The sequence below is a fragment of the Rathayibacter rhapontici genome, from assembly GCF_001995175.1.
Classification (GTDB): domain Bacteria; phylum Actinomycetota; class Actinomycetes; order Actinomycetales; family Microbacteriaceae; genus Rathayibacter.
This window is the reverse complement of sequence record NZ_MUKN01000064.1, coordinates 1-21,053: the sequence shown is the minus strand read 5'-3', so window position 1 is coordinate 21,053 and position 21,053 is coordinate 1. Positions and strand designations below refer to the sequence as shown.

Genomic DNA, 21,053 nt, shown 5'->3' with positions numbered 1-21,053 from the left:
GGCCCCGGCGGCGGCACCGCAGGTGCCTTCGGTCGTGGTGGCGGCAAGAGCAAGGCCCGGAAGTCCAAGCGCACGAAGCGTCAGGAGTTCGAGCTCAGGGAGGCCCCGTCGCTCGGCGGCGTCAGCGTCCCCCGCGGCGACGGCAAGACGGTCATCCGTCTGCGCCGCGGCGCGTCGATCTCGGACTTCGCTGACAAGATCGAGGCCATGACCGGCGTGCCGGTGCCCCCCGGCAACCTGGTCACCGTCCTCTTCGCCCTCGGCGAGATGGCGACGGCGACCGAGTCGCTCGACGAGGCCACCTTCGAGGTGCTCGGCGGGGAGCTCGGCTTCAAGATCCAGGTCGTCTCGCCCGAGGACGAGGACAAGGAGCTCCTCGAGGGCTTCGGTCTCGACCTCGAGCAGGAGCTCGACGACGAGACGGACGAGGATCTCGAGATCCGTCCCCCCGTCGTCACCGTCATGGGTCACGTCGACCACGGAAAGACGCGCCTGCTCGACGCGATCCGCAACGCCAACGTCGTCGCCGACGAGGCGGGCGGCATCACGCAGCACATCGGTGCGTACCAGGTCGTCGCGGAGCACGAGGGCATCGAGCGCCCGATCACCTTCATCGACACCCCGGGTCACGAGGCGTTCACCGCCATGCGAGCCCGCGGTGCTCAGGTCACGGACATCGCGATCCTCGTGGTCGCGGCGGACGACGGCATCATGCCGCAGACCATCGAGGCGCTGAACCACGCCCAGGCGGCCAACGTGCCGATCGTGGTCGCGGTCAACAAGGTGGACAAGCCCGACGCCAACCCGGCCAAGGTGCGCCAGCAGCTCACCGAGTTCGGACTGGTCGCGGAGGAGTACGGCGGAGACGTCATGTTCGTCGACGTGTCGGCCCGCGCCGGCACCGGCATCCAGGACCTCCTGGACGCCGTGCTGCTCACCGCGGACGCCGGTCTCGACCTGCGCGCCAACCCCAACAAGGAGGCACGCGGAGTCGCGATCGAGGCGAAGCTCGACAAGGGACGCGGTGCGGTCGCGACCGTCCTCATCCAGTCGGGAACGCTGCGCGTCGGAGACGCGATCGTCGCCGGAACGGCCTACGGCCGCGTCCGTGCGATGGCGGACGAGAACGGCAACGCCGTCCTCGAAGCCGTGCCGTCGCGTCCGGTGCAGGTGCAGGGACTCTCGTCCGTGCCCCGCGCCGGCGACACCTTCCTCGTCACCGAGGAGGACCGCACCGCCCGTCAGATCGCCGAGAAGCGCGAAGCCGCTCAGCGCAACGCCCTGCTGGCCAAGGCCCGCAAGCGCATCTCGCTCGAGGACTTCACCCGTGCTCTCGAAGAGGGCAAGGTCGAGTCGCTCAACCTCATCATCAAGGGCGACGTGTCCGGTGCCGTCGAGGCGCTGGAGGAGTCGCTCGTCAAGATCGAGGTCGACGACTCGGTGCAGCTGCGCATCATCCACCGCGGTGTCGGTGCGATCACGGAGTCGGACGTCAACCTCGCGACGATCGACAACGCGATCATCGTGGGCTTCAACGTCCGCCCCGACCCCAAGGCCCGCGAGCGCGCTGCTCGAGAAGGAGTGGACATCCGCTTCTACTCGGTCATCTACAACGCGATCGAAGAGGTCGAGAACTCGCTCAAGGGCATGCTCAAGCCCGAGTTCGAAGAGGTCCAGTCGGGTGTCGCCGAGATCCGCGAGGTGTTCCGCTCCTCGAAGTTCGGCAACATCGCGGGTGTCATCGTCCGCTCCGGCACGATCACCCGCAACTCCAAGGCGCGCGTCATCCGCGACGGCGTCGTGGTGGGCGACAACCTCGCCATCGAGTCGCTGCGTCGTTTCAAGGACGACGTCACGGAGGTCCGTACGGACTTCGAGGCCGGTATCGGTCTCGGCAAGTACAACGACATCCAGATCGGCGATGAGATCGAGACGATCGAGATGAAGGAGAAGCCGCGAGGCTGATCCGACGCTCACGAGGAGGTCCGGGGTTCGCCTCGGGCCTCCTCCGTCGTTGGAGGGGGCGGTTCCGGTCGGGCCACGGGCCGGTCGGGACGGCGGCGTCCTCTTCGCGCGCCCTTCCCGCGCCCTGCGGGCGCCCGCCAGACCCGAGCCGGGCACGCGAAGAGGACGCCGCCGCCCCTCCACTCCGGTGGGTGGCGTTCCACTCCTCGTGAGTCGACGTGCACCGGGCGGGATCTCCTCGGACCAGCAGCGCATCTCCTCCGAATGGAGGAGTGGGCGGGACGCCTCGCGACGCCTCCTGGCTCGGGTCTGGCGAGCGCACCGCAGGTGCGCGGGAAGGAGACGTCGCGAGGCGTTCCGTCTGCGACGTCCCCTTCCCAGCCTCCTGACTGGCGGACGTCAAGGCGGGGAGCCGTCTCGCGGCGCGGGAGAATAATCAGAGGACGGGCCCGACGGCCCGTCGAGAGAGAGAAGAGGACCGGCTATGGCAGATCCGGCACGGGCGAGGAAGCTCGCCGACAGGATCAAGGTGATCGTCGCCAAGCGGCTCGAGCGCGGCATCCGCGACCCGCGGCTCGGCTTCGTCACCATCACGGACGTCCAGGTGACCGGCGACCTCCAGCACGCCTCGGTGTTCTACACCGTGTACGGCACGGACGAGGAGCGCACGGACTCGGCGGCGGCGCTGAAGGCGGCCACGGGCATGCTGCGGACCGAGGTGGGGAAGAACATCACGTCGCGCCTGACCCCGTCGCTCGAGTTCATCCTCGACGCGGTCCCCGAGAACGCGAAGCACATCGAGGACCTGCTCGCCGCGGCGCGCAATCAGGACTCGCAGGTGCAGACGCTGGCGGCGGGCGCGAGCTACGCCGGCGACGAGGACCCCTACGTCAAGCCGCGCGAGGACGACGACGAGGACTGATCCACCGCACTGAAGACCGCGGAGCCCGTGGCGACGTCGACCGATTCCAGGACGACGTCGACACGGGCTCCCGGCGTGAGCGGGGACCGCACGTCGACCGTGATCTCGGGGTCGAGGAGCTGGACCGAGGAGCGCGTCCTGGCGGTCGAGACGACGACGCCCGAGAACGTCGAGCCCTCGCGCCCGCGGAGGATCGCGGCCTCGACGACGGCGGTGGCGGCCCGGGACGCGGCTCCGGAGCGGCGGTCGCCGGCCGCCATCAGCGCGGGGATCGCGGGCAGCGCGTCGCGGAGTCCGCGAGGCGGCTCCTCCTGGCGGCTGATCGCGAGGCAGACGGCCAGGCCGAAGCGGTCGACGAGGCGGCGCAGCGGGGCGGTCACGTGCGCGTACGGAGCGGCGAGCGCGGCCTGCTCCGGATCCTCCGGCCGCGTGCCGTCGAAGGCCGTGTAGCCGGCGCCGCGGAAGAGCGAGGCGGCCGCGTGCATCACGGCGAGCTGGGCGGGGTCGGACGTGTCGAGGCGGCGGAGGTACGCACCGTAGGACTCGCCGGCGGGCCACGGCGCCCCGAGCGCCTCCGTGCGCGCTCGGAACGCGGCGACCGTCTCGTCGTCGGCGGGCGGCATGGTGCGCAGGATCCCGACGCCCGCATCGAGCATCATCGCGGCCGCTGCCATGCCCGTCAGGAGCGACACCTGGGCGTTCCAGTCCTCGGACTCGAGCGGAGCGCGGCGCTCGACGCGGTAGGCGCCGTCCTCGGCAAGGATCTCCTCCTCGGACAGCGTGAGGCTCGCTCCGCCCCGCTCGGCCTCGCGGGCGCGGCGCTCGCGGCCGAACCAGGGCAGCAGGGCGATCGAGGGGTGCAGGACGCCGGAGTCGGCGTCGCGCTGCACGCCCTCGTAGTCGAGACGGGCGACGCTGCGGACGAGAGCGCGCTCGAGGCGCACGGAGCGGGGCTCCGCGTCCGGGCCGAGCTCCAGGGTCCAGACGAGGGCGCGGCGCCGCTCGTCGGGGAGGAGGGACGCGGTGCCCTCCGAGAGGACCGCCGGGTGCAGGGGGATGCGGCCGTCGGGCAGGTAGTAGGTCTGGGTGCGGCGGCGGGTCTCGGCGTCGAGCGCACCTCCGGGCCGGATCACCGCGGGGACGTCGGCGATCGCGTACCGGAGCACCGCGGCGGACGGGGAGCCCTCGAGGTGCAGCGCCTGGTCGAGATCGAGGGAGCCGGGCGGATCGATCGTGACGAACGGGAGGTGCGTCAGGTCGATCCGGCCCTCGTCGTCCGCGGTCGCGTCGGCGGCCTCCGCCTCGGCCAGTGCGTCGGCGGGGAAGCCGCCCGGCAGATCGTTCGCGGCGCGGACCGCGGCCAGCGCGGCGTCGAGCTCGGAGTCGGGGCGGGGGAGGCGGAGACGACGTCGGGTCACGGCGCCACGCTACCGGCCTCCTCCGACGCGCCGGCGTCGATCAGGAGTGCGGGAGGAGGTAGCCCTCGTCCGGGGATCCCGTGGCGAGGCCGTCGGCCAGCAGGCCGGACAGCGCTCGCTCCAGCTGCTCGGCGTCGGACCACAGCGAGCCCACCTCGGCCGCGGTCACCGGCCGGTGGGCCGCGCGGAGCTCGGCGAGCACCAGGCCGCGCACCTGCCGGTCGGAGCCCTCGAACCTCTTCTGCCGCGCCTTGACCGGTCCGTCGTAGGCCGGGTACCCCTCGGCGCGCCAGCGGCAGGAGTCGCGGATCGGGCAGACGTCGCAGCGCGGGGAGCGCGCGGTGCAGACGATCGCGCCGAGCTCCATCATCCCGGCGTTGAAGACGGTGGACTCCTCGACGTCGTCGGGGAGCAGGGCGTCCATCGCCGCGAGATCGGGCTTCGTGCGCGGCGGCCCCGGCTCGGCGACGCCGGCGACCGCCCGGGCGATCACCCGGCGCACGTTGGTGTCGACGACCGGCGCCCGGCGGCCGTAGGCGAAGACCGCGATGGCGCGCGCCGTGTAGTCGCCCACTCCGGGGAGGGCGAGGAGGGTGTCGACGTCGTCGGGGACGACGTTGCCGTGCTCGTCGGCGATCGTGACGGCGCAGGCGTGCAGGCGCAGGGCGCGGCGGGGGTAGCCCAGGGACTGCCAGGCGCGGACCGCCTCCCCGGACGGCACGGCCGCGAGATCGGCGGGCGTCGGCCAGCGGCGCAGCCACTCCTCGAGTCGCGGGACGACGCGGACGACCGGGGTCTGCTGCAGCATGAACTCGCTCACGAGGGTGCCCCAGGCGGGGAAGCCCTCGCGGCGCCACGGCAGGTCGCGGGCGTCGGTGCGGAACCAGTCGACGATCGCGGGGGCGAAGGCGGCGGGCATCCCTCCAGCGTACGTGCTGCCGCGTATCGTGGACGGATGACGAAGTGGGCTCCGCAGAAGGCCGATGTGCTCGCCGCGCTCGCGACGGAGGTCCTGCACAACTACTCGCGGGGGCGGGTCGTCGTGGCGATCGACGGGGACGATCCCGCGGTGTCCTCGCCGTTCGCGGAGGATCTGGCGGCGGCGATCCGCGGAGCCGGCCACGGCGCCTTCGTCGCGCACCTGGGCGACTTCCAGCGGCCCCGCGCCGAGCGCGACGACCCCTCGATCGCCGACGAGGAGCGCGCGTACCGCCTGCGCTACGACTACGAGCTGCTGCGGCGCGTGCTGCTCGACCCGTTCAAGCTCGGCGGGAGCACGGGCTTCGTCCTGGCGGCCTTCGACGCGGTGCGCGACGAGCAGCGGCAGCCGCGCTGGCGGACCGCCGGCCGCGACGCCGTGCTGCTGGTCGACGGCGAGTTCGCGCTCCGCCCGGAGCTGCGCGGCACGTGGAATCTGAGCATCCGGCTCGACACCCAGGAGCCGCCGGTCGATGCGGCCTACCGCGCGAGCACCGACCCGCGGCGGATCGCCCCGGTGCTGGTCGACATCCGCGACCCGGAGCATCCGCGACGCGTCTTCGCCGACTCCTGCTGAGCGGCCCCGCCGTCAGAGTGACGCGGCCCGACGGACGACCTCGTCCGCGGACAGGAACGCTCCCGACCGCTCGACCTCGTGCACGAGGTCGACGAGCAGCTGATTGACCGGCGCCTCGCGGCCGAGTCGGTGCGCCGTGCGCACGACCGCTCCCGCGAGGTGGTCGATCTCGCTCCGCACGCCGCGGCGGACGCTCTGCAGCGTGGATCCGGGGTTCGGCACGTCGCCCATGCCCTTCGCCATCCGCCGGGGCAGCAGCTCGACCACCGGCAGGGGTGCGGCTGCGAGCGCACGGACAGCCGCATCGCTCAGACCCTGGAGGGCGCCGAAGCGGACCCCGGCGGCGAGCCCCGTCCTCGCGGCCTCCTTCATCGCCCGGGCGAGCAGACGGCGCAGCCGCGGCTCGGCGATGGTCTCCTGGACGGACAGCCCGGTGATCGCGGGCAGCGCGTTGACCTCGTTGATCAGCAGCTTCGTCCACTGCGCGCCGAGGAAGTCGTCGGTGACCGCGACGGGCACCGCCTCGCCCAGCACGGCGGCCGCGCGGCGCACCTCGTCGTCGGCGGGGCGGCCGGGGACGCCGAGCGTGGTGGTCGCCGGGGCGGTGACCGTGACGCGGCCGGGCTCGAGGTGGCTGGCCGCGAAGAGCGCGAGCGCTCCGACGAGCGAGGCGTCGCGGACCTGGCGGGACGCCGCCTGCAGTCCGTCGAGCCCGTTCTGGACGACCACGAGCAGGGTGCCGTCGACCGTGCGGCGGTTCGCTCGCAGGGCGTCCTCGGCGTCCTGCGCCTTGGTGCACAGGAAGGCGACGTCGGGGACGAGATCGAGGGTCTCGCCGGTCCTGACCCAGGCGGTGTGCTCGCCCCACGCGCCGTCGAGGCGGATGCCCGAGCGGCGGATCGCGGTGAGGTTCGCGCCGCGCGCGGTCGCCTCGACGTCGTGCCCGGCCCGGTCCAGGAGGGCGGCGATCGTGCCGCCGACGGCGCCCGTCCCGAGTACTGCGATCCTCATCCGACCAGCCTAGGACGGAGCCGCGGGCGGGCGGTCCGCGGGGGGAGCTCCCGATCGGCGCGTGTATCCTCGCACCCGTGTTCGCGACCCCCACGCCTCCGGTGACGGCCCCGAACGGGATCCTCCTGCTGGACAAGCCCGGCGGCATCACCAGCCACGATCTCGTGTCGCGGACCCGGCGCCGCGCCGGGACGCGCAAGGTCGGCCACGCCGGGACGCTCGATCCGATGGCGACCGGGCTGATGATCCTCGGGCTCGGCCCGTCGACCCGCCTGCTCACCTACCTCGTCGGACTCGACAAGCAGTACGAGGCGACGATCCGCCTCGGCGCCTCGACCAGCACCGACGACCGCGAGGGCGAGGTCCTCGAGACGGCCGACGCCGCCGCGGTCGCCGCGATCCTCCCGGAGCAGGTCGACGCCGCGGTCTCGGACCTCACCGGAGCGATCGAGCAGGTGCCCAGCTCGGTGAGCGCCATCAAGATCGACGGTCGCCGCGCGTACGCGCGCGCCCGGGACGGCGAGGAGGTCGTGATCCCCGCGCGACCGGTGACGGTGAGCGCGTTCGACGTGCTCGCCCGCCGCGAGGCCGACGGGTTCCTCGACCTGGACGTGCGCGTCTCGTGCTCGTCCGGCACCTACATCCGGGCCCTCGCCCGTGATCTCGGAGCCGCACTCGGCGTCGGCGGGCACCTCACCGCGCTCCGCCGCAGTGCCGTCGGTCCGTTCCGGGTCGCGGAGGCGGGCGTCATCGACGACCTCGACGTCTCGTCCGCTCTGCTGTCGCCGACCGCCGTCGCGGGTGAGCTGTTCCCCCTGCTCCGCCTGGACGCGCAGGCATCGGCGGACCTCGCCAACGGCAAGCGGATCCCCGTTCCGGAGTCGCTGCGCGAGTCCTCGGGGCTCCTCGCCGCGGTCGCCCCGGGGGAGCGGCTGATCGGCCTCGCCGAGCGTCGCGGCGCGGTGCTCAAGAGCGTCGTCAACTTCCCGACCGAGGACGTCAGGGCGGTCGCGCCGTGATCGAGTGGTTCACGATCGTGCAGGTCGCCGTCGCCGTCGCGGCGGGGCTCCTGTGCCTGATCCTCGGCCTCTTCGGCCGCAGGCCGTCCGACGTGTCCGTCGGTGCGACCGCGATCGTCGAACTGCTGCTCATCGTGCAGCTGGCCGTGGCGATCGTGTCGCCGCTCGTCGGCAACGACCCCTCCGGCAGCCTGCCGGAGTACTACATCTACCTGATCTCGGCGCTGCTGCTGCCGCTCGCGGCCGGGTTCTGGGCGCTGATCGAGCGCACCCGGTGGAGCACCGTGATCCTCGGAGTCGTCTGCCTCTCGATCGCGGTGATGGTGTACCGGATGCACCAGATCTGGTTCGTGCAGGTCGCCTGACCCCGCCGGGCCGGCTCCCGGCTCCGAGCGCCTACCATTGACCCTGCGATGTCCACACACTCCAGAGAGGCCGAGGATCGGGGCGCCTCCACCCCCGCTCAGCCGTCCCGACCCGTCCGCTCCGCACGCTCGAGGGGGGTCGGCAGTCTGCTCGTGGTCGTCTACGGGATCCTCGCGCTCGCCGCGACCGGCCGCTCGGTGTTCCAGATCATCGACCGCTTCGAGGAAGCGCCGCTCGCCTTCTCGCTCTCGGCCCTCTCGGCCGTCGTCTACATCCTCGCCACCGTCGCGCTCATCGCGCGCGGTGCGTTCTGGCAGCGGGTCGCCTTCGTCACCATCACGTTCGAGCTCGTGGGCGTGCTCGTCGTCGGCGCGATCAGCATTCTGGCGCCCGAGCTGCTCGGGCTGACGAGCGTCGATCCGTTCGGCCGCCAGTCCACGGTGTGGTCGGCGTTCGGCGCCGGGTACCTGCTCATCCCGCTCGTGCTGCCGGTGCTCGGGCTCTGGTGGCTGCGCGTGCAGGGCCGACGGGCGGCGCGGTGATGCGGATCGAGACGCGCCCGGAGGACCTCGCGGGCATCGGCCCCTCCGCGGTGACGATCGGGAAGTTCGACGGCGTCCACTCCGGTCACCGCGCCGTCATCGGCACCCTGCACGAGCGGGCGCGCGAGCGCGGCCTCGCCGCCGTCGTCGTGACCTTCGACCGCAATCCGCTGAGCGTCATCGCTCCCGAGAAGTGCCCGCCCGCCCTCGTCGGCAACGAGCAGAAGCTCGAGCTCCTCGCCGGCACAGGGGTCGACGCGACGCTCCTGCTGACCTTCGACGAGGAGTTCCGCTCGTGGTCGCCGCGCGAGTTCGTGCAGCGGATCCTCGTGGACGCACTGGTGGCGCGCGTCGTCCTGGTCGGCTCCGACTTCCGCTTCGGCGCGCGCGGCGCGGGCGACATCGACCTGCTCCGCGCGCTGGGCGCCGAGCACGGCTTCGAGGTCGAGCTGATCGACGACGTCCGCCCCGAGCACGGTCGACGCGTCTCCTCCACCTGGATCCGCGAGCTCCTCGCCGAGGGCGATGTGGAGCACGCGACGCGGCTGCTGGGGCACGAGCCGGTCGTGCGCGGCGTGGTCGTCCACGGGGCGAAGCGGGGGCGCGAGCTGGGCTTCCCGACCGCCAACCTGTCGCCGGAGTCGCAGGGCCTGATCCCGGCCGACGGCGTGTACGCCGGTCGTCTCACGGTCGAGGGGCGCACCTACCCCGCGGCGATCTCGGTGGGGAGCAACCCCACCTTCGTCGGAGTGCCGCCCAAGCAGGTCGAGGCGTTCGTGCTCGATCAGACGCTGGATCTCTACGACCGCGTCGTCGACGTGGCCTTCGTCTCGAGGATCCGCGGAATGGTCGCCTACGAGGGCGTCGAGCCGCTCATCCGCCAGATGAACGACGACGTGAGCCGGGTCCGCATCGTCCTCGGCGAGTCCTAGCAGCGCAGGACGGGCCGCACCAGCGGGGGAGCCTGCCAGGGCATCGGCGTACCGTGGCCGACATGAGCGAATCCTCCTCCGATCCGTCGCGCCCCCTGGCGCTCGTCACCGGCGCGACCGGCTACATCGGCGGCCGGCTCACCCCGCGACTGCTCGAGGCCGGCTTCCGCGTCCGCGTGCTGGTCCGCGACCCGCGCAAGCTCGCCGAGGTGCCCTGGGCCGAGCAGGTCGAGGTGGCGCAGGGCGACCTGGGCGATCCGGAGTCGCTGACCGCCGCGTTCGAGGGCGTCTCGGTCCTCTACTACCTCGTGCACTCGATGGGCTCCGGGGCCGATCACGCGAAGTTCGAGGAGGTCGAGAGCCGCGCCGCGACGAACGTCGCCGAGGCGGCGCTCGCGGCCGGCATCGACCGGATCGTGTACCTCGGCGGGCTGCACCCCGAGGGCGAGAAGCTCTCGAAGCACCTGCGCTCCCGCGCCGAGGTCGGCCGGATCCTGATGGAGTCGGGCGTTCCGACGATCGCCCTGCAGGCCGGGGTCATCATCGGCTCCGGCTCCACCTCGTTCGAGATGGTGCGGCACCTCACCGACGTGCTGCCCTACATGCCCGCTCCCCAGTGGGTGCGCAACTTCATCCAGCCGATCGCGGTGCGCGACGTGCTGCACTACCTCATCGGCTCCGCCTCGCTCGAGGACCGCACGCTCAACCGCACGTTCGACATCGGCGGCCCGGACGTGCTGCGCTACGGGCAGATGATGAACGGCTACGCGGTCGAGGCCGGTCTCCCGCAGCGGCCCATCGCCTCCCTCCCGGTCTTCACACCGTGGCTCGCCTCGCAGTGGGTCAACCTCGTCACGCCGATCCCGCGCTCGCTCGCGGTGCCGATCATCGCCTCGCTGCAGTACGACTGCGTGGTGCGCGAGCAGGACATCCGCTCGCTCATCCCGGACCCCGAGGGCGGCCTGACCCCCTACCGCCGCTCGGTGCGGCTGGCGCTGGGCAAGATGCAGGCGGGCGAGATCGAGACGAGCTGGCAGAACGCCGAGGTCTCGGGCGCTCCGAGCGACCCGCTGCCGAGCGACCCGGAGTGGGCGGGGCACACCGTCTACGTCGACCTCAAGGTCCGCCGCACCGAGGCCGACGCGGCGAAGCTGTGGCGGGTCATCGAGGGGATCGGCGGCACGAACGGCTGGTACTCGTTCCCGCTCGCGTGGGCGATCCGAGGCTGGATGGACAAGCTGGTCGGGGGAGTGGGCCTGCAGCGCGGGCGCCGCGACTCCGAGCGCCTGCACGCCGGCGACGCGCTCGACTTCTGGCGCGTCGAGGCGATCGAGCGGCCGACCCTGCTGCGCCTGCGCGCCGAGATGAAGGTGCCGGGGGGCGCCTGGCTCGAGATGCACGCGGAGGCGGACGAGGGCGGCGGATCGGTCTACACGCAGCGCGCCGTCTTCTTCCCGCAGGGGCTCGCCGGCCGCCTCTACTGGTTCGCGGTCCTGCCCTTCCACGGCATCGTGTTCAACGGCATGGCGAACCGGATCACGGCGACAGCGCTCGACCTGCCGGACTCGGGCGACGAGCGCTCCTCTGGCGGGCGCGGAGCGCAGCGGTGACAATGGAACAGCCGGAGAGCAGCGACACCGCTCCCGGCATCGATGAGAGGAGCACGATGAGCGATCTGTCGGACACGGACGCGGGGCGCGATCTCCAGCTGGGCAAGGTCCTCTTCGTCGGGGACAGCATCATCCAGGCGGGCGCCTGGGACGAGTGGCTGACGGCGTCGACAGTCGTCGACGAGGGACACGGAGGGGCGACCACCGCCGACGTCGTGGCGCGTCTCCCCGAGCTCGTGGAGCAGGCTCCCGACACGGTGGTGCTGCTGGTCGGCACCAACGACCTCGCCTGGCACCGCACGACCGAGCACATCGTCCGCAACATCGAGACGATCGTCGCGACGCTGCGGCGCGATCTCCCGGACGTGCGGCTGCTCGTCAACTCGGTCCTGCCGCGCGGGCACGAGTTCGCGCCGCAGATCCGCGACGTGAACCGCCACCTGTGGCAGTTCGCGCCCACGGCGCACGCGGCCTACCTCGACCTCTGGCCGGTCTTCGCCACCGAGGACGGCGCGATGGACGACCGCTACAGCCCGGATCGGCTGCACCTGAACGAGGACGGCTACCGCGCCTGGCGCGAGGCGCTGGGTCCGGCTCTGGACTCGCTGCTGCGGATGCCTCCGCGCACGCGCCCGATCACGCTGCCGTTCGACGAGTTCGCGCGACCGAAGACGGCGTAGCGGTCCGGGTCGCGGCTCGGCCCGGCGCGGTGATCACGCCAGCGCCGCGGTGAACGCCTCGAGGGCGTCGTCCGAGAAGAGCACGAAGCGCACCTCCTCGAGCGGGTCGTCGTCGGTGGTCGCCGCGCGGACGGCCGCCACCGCGACCCGTGCGGCGTCGTCCATCGGCCAGCCGTAGACGCCCGCCGAGATCGCGGGGAACGCGACGGTGCGCGCGCCGAGGCGCGGGCGACGGCGATCGACTCCGTGTACGCGGAGGAGAGGGTCGCGGAGCGGTCCTCGGTGCGCGAGTGCACCGGACCCACGGTGTGCACGACCCAGCGCGCGGGCAGGCGGCCCGCCGTCGTGGCGACCGCCGACCCGGCGGGGAGCCCCTCGCGCAGCGAGCCCGCGCGCAGGCGCCGGCACTCCTCGAGGATCTCGGGTCCGCCGGCGCGGTGGATCGCTCCGTCGACGCCGCCGCCGCCCAGGAGGGAGGAGTTCGCCGCATTCACCACGACGTCGACCCGTTCGCGGGTGATGTCCCCGCGGAGCGCGACGAGCCGGGTCACGAGCGGTTGTTCGAGAGCTCGAAGATCTTCACGAGCTCGGCGATCGCCGCCTCGCGCGCCTCGCCGCCCTCGTCGAACATCGTCGTCACGTGGGTGCGCAGGTGGTTCTCGACGATCAGCTTGTTCAGCGAGCCGAGCGACTTCTGGATCGCGAGGGACTGCGTGACGATGTCGACGCAGTAGTCCTCGTTCTCGATCATCTTCGCGAGTCCGCGCATCTGCCCCTCGAGGATGCGCGCGCGGTGCAGGGACCTCTTCTTCAGATCGTCGATCACTCCGACAGCCTACGCCCGCTCGGAGATACCCGGCGGGGGTATGCGACCGGCCGACCCGTACCATCGAGGAGTGAACGCTGCCCCGTCCTCCCGCGGCCCCGCCGGCCGGTACCCCTCCCGCGCGACGTCGAAGATGGCGCTGGCTCCGGGGGTGCTCGCGGCCCTCGTCCTGCTCGCGGGGCTCGCCCTCGTCGGCGGCGACGCCTACGACTTCGTGCGGTACCCGGTCGCGATCCTCGCCGCCGTGATGAGCTGGTTCGCGATCCAGGCGCGAGCGCTGCTCTGGCTGATCGGGCTCGTGCCGATCCTGGTGCTCTGGAACCCCGTGCTGCCCTTCGCCTTCCCGGACCCGGTCTGGTCCTCGCTCCACCTGGCGGCCGTCGGCGTCGTGGTGGCAGCCGGCCTGATCATCAAGGTGCCCGTCGCGGAGTGATCCGCGGCACCGCCTCGGGGTGGCCCGCACCTCCTCGGGGTATGATGAGGGCGCACCCGCGCGCCGGGGATGCTGCGACCGGGTCTCAGATCCGTTGCTCGGAGCTCTCGACGGCCGCCGGGCGCACCGACGCACGACCGCCTCCACGGAGGCGACGCGGCGGCGGCAATGCCGACGGTAGAGCCCGGGAACCCCTCCTGCGCCCCCGTCGAACGTCGAGGAGGAGCATGGCTCGCAGCGGCCAGCGTCAGTCCGGTGGTCAGACGCGTCGTACGAACGCGGCCGGGAGCAGGCCGCGCTCGCGGCCCCGCGGAGGCGACAACGCCGGGATCATCCCGATCCTCGCGCGACGCGTCCGCGAGGTGGAGGCGAAGGCGCAGAGCGGGAAGGTCGGTCCGACCAACCGCACGAAGTTCCTGGTCATCGCACTGCTCATGCGCGAGGAGCGCAAGCGGGTCAAGGTCGACACCGAGCTCAGCGACGCTCAGCGCGCCGAGGAGATGAAGCGCCTGGACGGCATCGCGACGATCCTCGCGAAGACCGCCGCGCGCGACACGAGCCTCATCAGCCTCCTCGAGTCGGAGGCGGGCTACACGGCCGCCGCGCAGAAGCTGCGCCGCGACTGGCTGCTCGAGGCCGGCGCCGAGCTCACCCCCGACGAGCTGCTCATCGTCACCGAGCCGGAGCCCAAGCCCGAGGCGCCCGTCAACCAGGTCGTTCCGCCGTCGGTCCGCGCGCGGCAGCTCGCCAACCCGTTCCTCCCGCCGGACTTCTCGATCGCCGCCGCTCCGGCGCCCACCCGCCGTCGGCTCGACGACTGGGAGCTGCTCGGGCCGCTCTTCAAGGCGTTCGAGTACGGCGCCGGCGGACGCGCCGCGAGCATGGAGCTGCCCGAGCCGCCGACCCTCGACCGGGTCTCCCCGCGCGGCCGCGAGCTGATGGAGCACCAGGCGCGCTTCATCGAGAGCGCTCGGGAGGGGCACCGCAGCTTCCTCCTCGCCGACGAGCCGGGCCTGGGCAAGACCGCGCAGAGCCTGCTCGCCGCCTCCGTCACCGGGTCCTACCCGCTGCTCGCCGTGGTGCCGAACGTCGTCAAGATGAACTGGGCCCGCGAGGTCGAGCACTGGACCCCGCAGCGCCGGGCGACCGTGATCCACGGCGACGGCACGACCCTCGACGCGTTCGCCGATGTGGTGATCGTGAACTACGACATCCTCGACCGCCACCTGGGCTGGCTCGGGAGCCTCGGCTTCCGCGGCATGGTCGTCGACGAGGCGCACTTCATCAAGAACCTGCGCTCGCAGCGCTCGCAGAGCGTGCTCGCGCTCGCCTCGAAGATCCGCGAGACCACTCCGGGTCACGACCCGCTGATGATCGCCCTGACGGGCACGCCGCTCATCAACGACGTCGACGACTTCCGTGCGATCTGGCGCTTCCTCGGCTGGATCGACGAGACCAAGCCCGGGACCGAGCTGATGAGCCGCCTCGAGGACACGGGTCTCACTCCTGCCGACACGTCCTTCTACCCGGAGGCGCGCGAGGCGGTCATCGACCTCGGCATCGTCCGGCGCAAGAAGATCGACGTCGCCGCCGACCTGCCCTCGAAGCGGATCGTCGACCTTCCCGTCGAGCTGGACGACGATCTCGGCCGCTCCATCCAGAAGGCCGAGCGCGAGCTGGGCGCCCGGATGCTGCAGCGGTACAAGGCCGTCACGGCCTCGATCACGCACGAGCTCGACACCGACGAGAGCGAGCGGTTCATCCGGATCGTCGCGCAGAGCGAGCTCGAGGAGTCGAAGTCGGCGAAGACCGGCGAGAACGTCTTCACGATGGTGCGCCGCATCGGCCAGGCGAAGGCCGCGCTCGCCGCCGACTACGCCTCGCAGCTGGCGCGCTCGGTCGGCAAGGTCGTCTTCTTCGCGAAGCACGTCGACGTGATGGACCAGGCCGAGGACACCTTCGAGAAGCGCGAGCTCGCCTCGGTCTCGATCCGCGGCGACCAGACGGCGACCTTCCGCCAGTCGCAGATCGACGCGTTCAACACGGATCCCGACGTCTCGGTCGCGGTCTGCTCGCTGACGGCGGCCGGAGTGGGCGTCAACCTGCAGGCCTCCTCGAACGTGGTCCTCGCGGAGCTGTCCTGGACGTCCGCGGAGCAGACGCAGGCCATCGACCGCGTGCACCGCATCGGTCAGGAGGAGCCCGTCACGGCGTGGCGCATCATCGCCGCGCACACGATCGACGCCAAGATCGCCGAGCTGATCGACGCCAAGGCGGGCCTCGCCGCCCGCGCCCTCGACGGAGCGGACGCCGAGACCGCCTCGGCGGACACCGTTCAGCTGGACGCGCTCATGCACGTCCTCCGCGAGGCGATCGGCTGAGCGGAGCCTCGAAGAAGTCGCGCTCGAACAGGCTGGAGCGCAGGAACGCGTCGCGCATCGCGGCGCGTTCCGCATGTCCGACGCGGGCCGACGCGGCTTCGGTGAGGGCGATCGCCCGCTCGGTCGCGGCGGCGAAGCCGGGATCGGCGTAGGTCGAGAGCCAGTCCTCGTAGGGGTGACCCGGCCGGTTCGCGGCCGCCAGGCGCTCGCCGATGTCGGCGTAGAGCCAGAAGCACGGGAGCAGCGCCGCGACGATCTCGCCGTAGCCGCCCCTCGCTCCGACGGCCGTCAGGTGGTCGACGTAGCCGCGGGTGGTGTCGGACGGGCTCTCGGTGCGGCCGCCGAGGCGGTCGCGGTGCAGCTGCGCCTCCGTCGCGATCGCCTGGGCGGAGCTCTCGGCCCAGAAGACCTGTTCCGCGGCGGTGGGGGCCTTCTGCGCCGCCACAGCGAGCACGCGCGCGTACTCCGAGAGGTAGAGCGCGTCCTGGGCGAGGTACCACTCGAATGCGTCCCGCTCCAGGCTGCCGTCGCCGAGCGCCATCACGAAGGGCAGGGCGTCGATCGCGCGGCGCAGCTGCTCCGTCTCGTCCCAGACGGCGCTGCAGAACGGCGGGGTCCTCAGCCGGTGGAAGTGATCGATCGGCCCGTTGCCGCTGCCGACCTCGAGGGCGTCGGCCGCGCGCAGGGCGCCGGTCAGCCACTCCTTCGCCTGCGTCAGCGCCTCGGCGAGGTCGTCGGCCGAGGTGGAGCGCCCGGCGAGCAGCACGGCCATGGCGGAGGAGAGCGAGCAGCCGGTGCCGTGCGTGTTCGAGGTGGCGACGCGCTCGCCGGGGATCTCGCGCACGTCGCCCTCGGGCGTGACGACGGCGTCCGGAGTCGCGGGGCCGTCGAGGTGACCGCCCTTCACGAGCACGGCGGTGCCGAGGCTGCGGGCGAGCCGAGCGCCTGGTGCAGCGCCTCGCTCCAGTCCACGGCGGGCGCCGCCCCCGCGAGCACCGCCAGCTCGGGGAGGTTGGGCGTGACGAGGTGCGCCCGTCGGACGAGCTCTAGGACGCACTCCTCGGCCTCGGGGTCGAGCAGGCGGTGGCCGCTGGTGGCGATCATCACCGGGTCGACGACGATCAGCGGCGGCTGCACCGTCTCGAGCCAGTCGAGGATCTCGGCGCCGACCGCGGCGGTGGCGATCATCCCGATCTTCACCGCGTCGATCTCGACGTCGTCGCGACGGCGTCGAGCTGCTCGCGGAGGAAGGACGTCGGAGGCAGGTGCACGGAGCGCACGCCGTGCGTGTTCTGCGCGACGAGCGCGGTGACGACCGCCATGCCGTAGCCGCCGAGCGCGCCGATCGACTTGAGGTCGGCCTGGATCCCCGCGCCGCCCGTCGGGTCGGTGCCCGCGATGCTGAGCACGCGGGCGATGCCCGCGGTCATCGGTCCCACTCCGCGCGCAGGATCCGAGCCGCGTCGGCGGGGTCGGCCGCCGTGCAGATCGCCGAGACGACGGCGAGTCCTGCCGCGCCCGCTGCCCGGAGCGGACCGGCGTCGCCGGCATCGACACCGCCGATGGCGACGCAGGGGAGCACCGTCGCGGCGGCGAGAGCGGCGAAGCCGTCGATCCCGAGCGGCGCCGGGTGGTCCGGCTTCGTGGTGGTCGGGCGGATCACCCCGACGCCCAGATAGTCGACGGTGCCCGCGGGCAGGGCGTGGACGGCGTCGAGATGGGCGCTCGTGTTCGCCGTGAGTCCGACGACCGCGTCGGGACCGAGGAGCTCGCGCGCCGCGGCGACGGGCAGATCGGACTGCCCGACGTGGACGCCGTGCACCCGGGCGCCGGCGAGCCGGGCGGCCAGGGCGACGTCGACCCGGTCGTCGACCAGGAGGGTCGTGCTCTCGTCGAGCACGTCGGTGACGGCCAGGACGAGAGCGAGCAGCTCGGCCGCGGTGGCGTCGTGGTCGCGGATCTGGACGGTGCGGACACCGCCGGCGACGGCCGCCGCGACCACGGCGGGCACCCCGCGGGCCCTGCACTGCCGCGTGTCGGTGACGAGGTAGACGGAGAGGTCGACGGTCCTCATGCGATCCGCGCCTCCTGCGCGACGACCGCCGCGTCGAGAGACGACACCGCGTCGAGCAGCGCCACGGCGAAGGATCCGGGGCCGGCCGCGGTCCGCGCGGCATGCTCGGCCGCGAGTCCCCACACCACCGAGCCCGCGACGGCGGCGCGCAGCGCTGCTCCGGGGGTGTCGACCGACGCGCCGAGGAAGGCGGCCATGACCGCTCCGAGAGCGCAGCCTCCGCCGGTCACCCGGGTGAGGAGGGCGTGCCCGCCGGTGACGCGCACGACCGCGACGCCGTCGGTCACGAGGTCGACCGGGCCCGAGACGGCGACGGCGGCGCCGGTGCGCTGCGCGAGCTCCTTCGCGGCGTCCAGCGCGTCCTCGGCGCCGTCGACCGCGTCCACTCCCCGCCCGCCCGCCCCGAGACCTGCCAGCGCGAGGATCTCGGAGGCGTTGCCGCGGATGATCGAGGGCCGCAGCGCGACGATCTCGGCCGCGAAGGCGGTGCGCACCGGCAGCGGGCCGACGGCGACCGGATCGAGCACCCATCGGCCGCCGGCGGCGATCGCCTCGCGGGCGCGTCGCGCTGCTCGGACCCGGGAGTGCCGAGGTTCACGAGCGTCGCGGAGGCGATCGCAGCGAAGACGCCGGCCTCGCCGGGCAGGTCCGCCATCGCCGGACTGGCGCCCAGCGCGAGGAGGCTGTTGGCCGTGAACCCGGTCACCACCGAGTTGGTGATGCACTGGACGAGCGGCGCCCTCCGGCGCAGCTCCTCCAGGTCGCGGCCGACGGCGGCCCCGTCGAGGTCGTGGAGGGTCGGGTGGGCAGGCGTGCGAATGCTCATTCGCGACATCCCTTCGCTAGTACGAACTAGATCAGGTTCAACGGGTCTTCTCTCAGCCCAGGCGGGCACCCCGTGTCACTGCGCACGACCCTAGTGCCTGGTGACCACGATCGCGCGTGCTCCGCTCGGCCTGATCGCACGATCAGGCCGTGCTCGCGACGGCGATCCCGTGGTCACCCGGCACTAGCAGCGGGTCTCCCGAGCAGTGAGCAGCACCGGGAAAGCGAGCGGTGCGAGCTCGATCCCCCTCGCTCCGCACGGGCACAGCAGGTAGCTGAGGATCCCCTCGCTGGTCGGGTGGCGGGAGAGGCTCGTCCATCGGTGCTCGTGCATGCGCCGATCCTCGCGTAACGCCTCGAGCACGTTCAACCGTTACAGTCGGCGGATGAGCTTCGACCACCGCCACCAGGTCGGCCCGCGACTCGCGGCCGCGCTCGTGAACGCCGCACCGGGCGACGCGATCGAGCCGCTGCTGCGCGAGCAGGGCGTCCGCGAGCCGGCGCTCGCCCCCTCCGAGACTCTGGCGCTGCGGTCCTGGGCGGGGCGGATGCGGCGCGTCTTCGCCGCGGGCTCCGTCCAGGCCCGCTGCGACGAGGTGAACGCCCTGCTCGCCGAGGTCGCCGGGTCGCTGTTGGTCGCGACCCACGACGGGATGCCGCCGCACCTGCACCTCGTGCCGGACGACAGTGACGTCGTCACCCGTGTCCGCTCGGTGACCGCGGGCGGGCTCGCGTTCTTCGTGTCCTCGGCCGCCGGGCTCCGGATGGGCGTCTGCGCCCGCGAGGGCTGCGATCGGGTGTTCGTGGACGAGTCCCGGGCCGGTCGGCAGCGCTACTGCTCCGCCCGCTGCGGGAACACCGACGCCGTGGCGCGGCACCGCCGCTCGGTGCGGTAGCGCTCAGTCCGTGCGGAGCCCGCTGTCGCCGCGATCGCCGACCACGACGCGGAGCCCGATCGGGATGCGCTCGCGCATGGCGTCGACATGGCTGATCAGTCCGATCGTGCGGCCGCCGGAGCGGAGGGAGTCGAGGGTGCCCAGCGCCGTCTCGAGGGTCTCGGCGTCGAGCGATCCGAAGCCCTCGTCGATGAACATCGTCTCGAGCGTGATGCCGCCGGACTGCATCGTCACGACGTCGGCGAGTCCGAGGGCGAGCGCGAGGGACGCGAGGAACGTCTCACCCCCCGAGAGCGAGGCGGGCTGGCGCCGGACGCCGGTGAACGCGTCGAGGACCTCGATCCCGAGGCCGGAGGAGGCGTTGCGGTAGGCGAGGGAGTCGTCGTGGAGCAGGGAGTAGCGGCCGCTCGTCATCGCGCCGAGGCGGAGGTTCGCCGCGCCGACGATCTCCTCCAGGCGGCCGGCGAGCGCGAAGGCCTCGAGGTCCATGCGGCGGGTGTTCTGGCCCCGGCCGTCGATCGTCTCCGCGAGGGCGCGCAGCTCCTCGTGCCGACGGAGGCGGCCCTCGAGCGAGCGCAGTCGGCTCTCGGCGAGGGCGGCGAGCTCGGCCAGTCGCGACGCCCGGTGCTCGAGTACCGAGAGCCGCGAGCGCGCCTCGTCCCGACGCGAGGAGGCGACCCGTGCCGTCTCCTCGGCGCCCACGAGGTCGGCGGGGGTGGCGGGCAGTCCCTGCAGCTCCGGTTCCGCGAGCACCGCGTCGACGGCGCTCCTGCGCCGCTCGTGCTCGGCGACGACGGCCTCGGCCCGCGCGCGCTCGCCGGCGGTGAGCGCCGCCGCCTCGGCGGAGGCCGCGCTCGCGAACCCGCGCTCGGCGAGCACCGACTCGAGGTGCTCCTGCGCCTCGTCGGCAGCCCGGGTGCGCGCGACCAGGAGGTCCTCGGCTGCCACGAGGGCGTCCGCGACGCCGCGCCGCTCGGTCAGCTCGGCCACTCGGACGGCGATGCTGTCGGCGCCGTCGCGCTGCGCCTCGACCCTCTCGAGGAGGGTGCGCAGCGCTTCGGCGGCGATCGTCGCCTCCCGGGTCAGCCGGTCGTTCTCGGTGCGGGCGCTCTCGCGGAGCGCGGTCAGCTCGTCGAGCCGGCGGCGCAGCACGGCGCGCTCGCTCCGCAGACCCTCGCAGCGCGACGCGGCGGCGCGGGCGGCACTCACGCGCTCGTGCGCCTCGATCAGCGCGAGATCGAGCGAGTCCGGTGTGTCGGCTCCCGCCCGCTCCTCGAGCGCGGCGAGCGCGAGCGCCGCGGTGCTCTCCCGGTCGCGCGCCCGGTCCATGCCGCGAGCCGCCGCCTCCACCGCCGCACGGGCCCGGTCCAGATCCTCGGTCGACACCGGGGCGAGGTCGCCGTGCTCGGCCGGACGCGGGTGGTCACGAGCACCGCAGACGGGGCAGGGCTCCCCGGGGACCAGGGCCGTGGCGAGCTCCCCGGCGAAGCCGGCGAACCGGCGCGAGACGAGCGCCGAGTGCTCGGCGGCGAGGTCGCCGTGCCGGCGTCCGGCCTCGGCGTAGGCCGAGCGGAGCGACGCGAGCGTCGACGCGGCCG

20 protein-coding genes, 3 pseudogenes and 1 riboswitch are annotated in these 21,053 nt (G+C 73.0%); of the genes and pseudogenes, 12 read left to right on the top strand and 11 right to left on the bottom strand.

The window, feature by feature from the left end; translation table 11 throughout:
* Both infB and rbfA read left to right on the top strand, forming a co-directional pair.
* The coding region (gene infB / locus B0T42_RS16350; RefSeq protein WP_077224113.1) for a translation initiation factor IF-2 at nt 1–1,965 on the top strand (1,965 nt) is incomplete at its 5' end.
* A gap of 484 nt (nt 1,966–2,449) precedes the next feature.
* Entirely contained in the window at nt 2,450–2,887 is a 438-nt protein-coding gene (gene rbfA / locus B0T42_RS16345) for a 30S ribosome-binding factor RbfA (protein ID WP_055794638.1), read from the top strand.
* On the opposite strand, the gene B0T42_RS16340 is transcribed toward rbfA, so the two are convergent.
* Both B0T42_RS16340 and B0T42_RS16335 read right to left on the bottom strand, forming a co-directional pair.
* On the bottom strand, nt 2,851–4,305 hold the full coding sequence (locus B0T42_RS16340) for an RNB domain-containing ribonuclease (protein WP_077224112.1): 1,455 nt from the start codon (nt 4,303–4,305) through the stop codon (nt 2,851–2,853). The genes rbfA and B0T42_RS16340 overlap by 37 nt on opposite strands.
* 40 nt (nt 4,306–4,345) lie before the next feature.
* On the bottom strand, nt 4,346–5,224 hold the full coding sequence (locus tag B0T42_RS16335; protein WP_077224111.1) for an HhH-GPD family protein: 879 nt from the start codon (nt 5,222–5,224) through the stop codon (nt 4,346–4,348).
* Between the two features lie 36 nt (nt 5,225–5,260).
* Between B0T42_RS16335 and B0T42_RS16330 the strand changes: the two genes are divergently transcribed.
* Nucleotides 5,261–5,860 carry a nucleoside/nucleotide kinase family protein gene (locus tag B0T42_RS16330; RefSeq protein ID WP_077224110.1) on the top strand — a complete coding sequence of 200 codons (600 nt, stop codon included), beginning with the start codon at nt 5,261–5,263 and terminating at the stop codon, nt 5,858–5,860.
* A gap of 12 nt (nt 5,861–5,872) precedes the next feature.
* On the opposite strand, the gene B0T42_RS16325 is transcribed toward B0T42_RS16330, so the two are convergent.
* Nucleotides 5,873–6,871 carry a ketopantoate reductase family protein gene (locus tag B0T42_RS16325; protein WP_077224109.1) on the bottom strand — a complete coding sequence of 333 codons (999 nt, stop codon included), beginning with the start codon at nt 6,869–6,871 and terminating at the stop codon, nt 5,873–5,875.
* Between the two features lie 77 nt (nt 6,872–6,948).
* On the opposite strand from B0T42_RS16325, the gene truB reads away from it, so the two are divergent.
* The 6 genes from truB (at nt 6,949) to B0T42_RS16295 (ending at nt 12,020) form a co-directional block, all read left to right on the top strand.
* Nucleotides 6,949–7,890, top strand: a complete 942-nt coding sequence (truB, locus tag B0T42_RS16320) for a tRNA pseudouridine(55) synthase TruB (RefSeq protein ID WP_236720358.1) — start codon at nt 6,949–6,951, stop codon at nt 7,888–7,890.
* On the top strand, nt 7,887–8,255 hold the full coding sequence (locus tag B0T42_RS16315) for a hypothetical protein (protein ID WP_055794628.1): 369 nt from the start codon (nt 7,887–7,889) through the stop codon (nt 8,253–8,255). Before truB ends, B0T42_RS16315 begins: the two co-directional genes overlap by 4 nt.
* Nucleotides 8,256–8,303: 48 nt before the next feature.
* Nucleotides 8,304–8,798: a hypothetical protein gene (locus tag B0T42_RS16310; protein WP_077224108.1), complete on the top strand. Its 495-nt coding sequence runs from the start codon at nt 8,304–8,306 to the stop codon at nt 8,796–8,798.
* Entirely contained in the window at nt 8,798–9,730 is a 933-nt protein-coding gene (locus B0T42_RS16305) for a bifunctional riboflavin kinase/FAD synthetase (protein ID WP_077224116.1), read from the top strand. Before B0T42_RS16310 ends, B0T42_RS16305 begins: the two co-directional genes overlap by 1 nt.
* A gap of 62 nt (nt 9,731–9,792) precedes the next feature.
* The gene (locus tag B0T42_RS16300) at nt 9,793–11,340 is read left to right on the top strand and encodes an SDR family oxidoreductase (protein ID WP_077224115.1); all 1,548 of its coding nucleotides are present in this window, start codon (nt 9,793–9,795) and stop codon (nt 11,338–11,340) included.
* A gap of 56 nt (nt 11,341–11,396) precedes the next feature.
* The gene (locus tag B0T42_RS16295) at nt 11,397–12,020 is read left to right on the top strand and encodes a GDSL-type esterase/lipase family protein (protein ID WP_077224114.1); all 624 of its coding nucleotides are present in this window, start codon (nt 11,397–11,399) and stop codon (nt 12,018–12,020) included.
* 33 nt (nt 12,021–12,053) lie between these two features.
* Here B0T42_RS16295 and B0T42_RS20740 read toward each other — a convergent pair.
* Both B0T42_RS20740 and B0T42_RS20735 read right to left on the bottom strand, forming a co-directional pair.
* Nucleotides 12,054–12,571: pseudogene (locus B0T42_RS20740) on the bottom strand (O-acetyl-ADP-ribose deacetylase).
* Entirely contained in the window at nt 12,568–12,846 is a 279-nt protein-coding gene (locus B0T42_RS20735) for a metal-sensitive transcriptional regulator (RefSeq protein ID WP_055794622.1), read from the bottom strand. The pseudogene B0T42_RS20740 and the gene B0T42_RS20735 overlap by 4 nt, the downstream one beginning before the upstream one ends.
* Nucleotides 12,847–12,916: 70 nt before the next feature.
* Between B0T42_RS20735 and B0T42_RS16280 the strand changes: the two genes are divergently transcribed.
* Nucleotides 12,917–13,279, top strand: coding sequence for a DUF6804 family protein (locus B0T42_RS16280; RefSeq protein ID WP_077224107.1), 363 nt, complete (start codon nt 12,917–12,919; stop codon nt 13,277–13,279).
* Nucleotides 13,280–13,506: 227 nt separating this feature from the next.
* Nucleotides 13,507–15,660 (top strand): DEAD/DEAH box helicase, encoded by a 2,154-nt coding sequence (locus B0T42_RS16275; RefSeq protein ID WP_077224106.1) that lies wholly within the window; start codon nt 13,507–13,509, stop codon nt 15,658–15,660.
* On the opposite strand, the gene B0T42_RS22430 is transcribed toward B0T42_RS16275, so the two are convergent.
* The 5 genes and pseudogenes from B0T42_RS22430 to B0T42_RS20520 form a co-directional block, all read right to left on the bottom strand.
* Nucleotides 15,629–16,573 (bottom strand): thiaminase II/PqqC family protein, encoded by a 945-nt coding sequence (locus tag B0T42_RS22430; RefSeq protein WP_342418268.1) that lies wholly within the window; start codon nt 16,571–16,573, stop codon nt 15,629–15,631. The genes B0T42_RS16275 and B0T42_RS22430 overlap by 32 nt on opposite strands.
* A pseudogene (locus B0T42_RS22425) lies at nt 16,564–17,090 on the bottom strand (bifunctional hydroxymethylpyrimidine kinase/phosphomethylpyrimidine kinase). Before B0T42_RS22425 ends, B0T42_RS22430 begins: the two are co-directional and overlap by 10 nt.
* Nucleotides 17,087–17,734 carry a thiamine phosphate synthase gene (gene thiE, locus B0T42_RS16265; protein ID WP_077224105.1) on the bottom strand — a complete coding sequence of 216 codons (648 nt, stop codon included), beginning with the start codon at nt 17,732–17,734 and terminating at the stop codon, nt 17,087–17,089. The pseudogene B0T42_RS22425 and the gene thiE overlap by 4 nt, the downstream one beginning before the upstream one ends.
* Nucleotides 17,731–18,560, bottom strand: a pseudogene (gene thiM / locus B0T42_RS16260) (hydroxyethylthiazole kinase). Before thiM ends, thiE begins: the two are co-directional and overlap by 4 nt.
* Nucleotides 18,552–18,643: riboswitch (TPP riboswitch) on the bottom strand. Its footprint overlaps the pseudogene before it by 9 nt.
* Nucleotides 18,644–18,743: 100 nt before the next feature.
* Nucleotides 18,744–18,893, bottom strand: a complete 150-nt coding sequence (locus B0T42_RS20520; RefSeq protein ID WP_173892343.1) for a hypothetical protein — start codon at nt 18,891–18,893, stop codon at nt 18,744–18,746.
* A gap of 52 nt (nt 18,894–18,945) precedes the next feature.
* Between B0T42_RS20520 and B0T42_RS16255 the strand changes: the two genes are divergently transcribed.
* Nucleotides 18,946–19,455, top strand: coding sequence for a CGNR zinc finger domain-containing protein (locus tag B0T42_RS16255; RefSeq protein ID WP_077224104.1), 510 nt, complete (start codon nt 18,946–18,948; stop codon nt 19,453–19,455).
* A gap of 3 nt (nt 19,456–19,458) precedes the next feature.
* Here B0T42_RS16255 and B0T42_RS16250 read toward each other — a convergent pair.
* The coding region (locus B0T42_RS16250; protein ID WP_269087535.1) for an SbcC/MukB-like Walker B domain-containing protein at nt 19,459–21,053 on the bottom strand (1,595 nt) is incomplete at its 5' end.

Coding starts and splice junctions, on each gene's coding strand:
- rbfA (WP_055794638.1), top strand. CDS start 2,450: ATGGCAGATCCGGCACGGGCGAGGAAGCTCGCCGACAGGATCAAGGTG.
- B0T42_RS16335 (WP_077224111.1), bottom strand. CDS start 5,224: ATGCCCGCCGCCTTCGCCCCCGCGATCGTCGACTGGTTCCGCACCGAC.
- B0T42_RS16330 (WP_077224110.1), top strand. CDS start 5,261: ATGACGAAGTGGGCTCCGCAGAAGGCCGATGTGCTCGCCGCGCTCGCG.
- B0T42_RS16325 (WP_077224109.1), bottom strand. CDS start 6,871: ATGAGGATCGCAGTACTCGGGACGGGCGCCGTCGGCGGCACGATCGCC.
- B0T42_RS16310 (WP_077224108.1), top strand. CDS start 8,304: ATGTCCACACACTCCAGAGAGGCCGAGGATCGGGGCGCCTCCACCCCC.
- B0T42_RS16305 (WP_077224116.1), top strand. CDS start 8,798: ATGCGGATCGAGACGCGCCCGGAGGACCTCGCGGGCATCGGCCCCTCC.
- B0T42_RS16300 (WP_077224115.1), top strand. CDS start 9,793: ATGAGCGAATCCTCCTCCGATCCGTCGCGCCCCCTGGCGCTCGTCACC.
- B0T42_RS16295 (WP_077224114.1), top strand. CDS start 11,397: ATGAGCGATCTGTCGGACACGGACGCGGGGCGCGATCTCCAGCTGGGC.
- B0T42_RS16275 (WP_077224106.1), top strand. CDS start 13,507: ATGGCTCGCAGCGGCCAGCGTCAGTCCGGTGGTCAGACGCGTCGTACG.
- thiE (WP_077224105.1), bottom strand. CDS start 17,734: ATGAGGACCGTCGACCTCTCCGTCTACCTCGTCACCGACACGCGGCAG.
- B0T42_RS20520 (WP_173892343.1), bottom strand. CDS start 18,893: ATGCACGAGCACCGATGGACGAGCCTCTCCCGCCACCCGACCAGCGAG.
- B0T42_RS16255 (WP_077224104.1), top strand. CDS start 18,946: ATGAGCTTCGACCACCGCCACCAGGTCGGCCCGCGACTCGCGGCCGCG.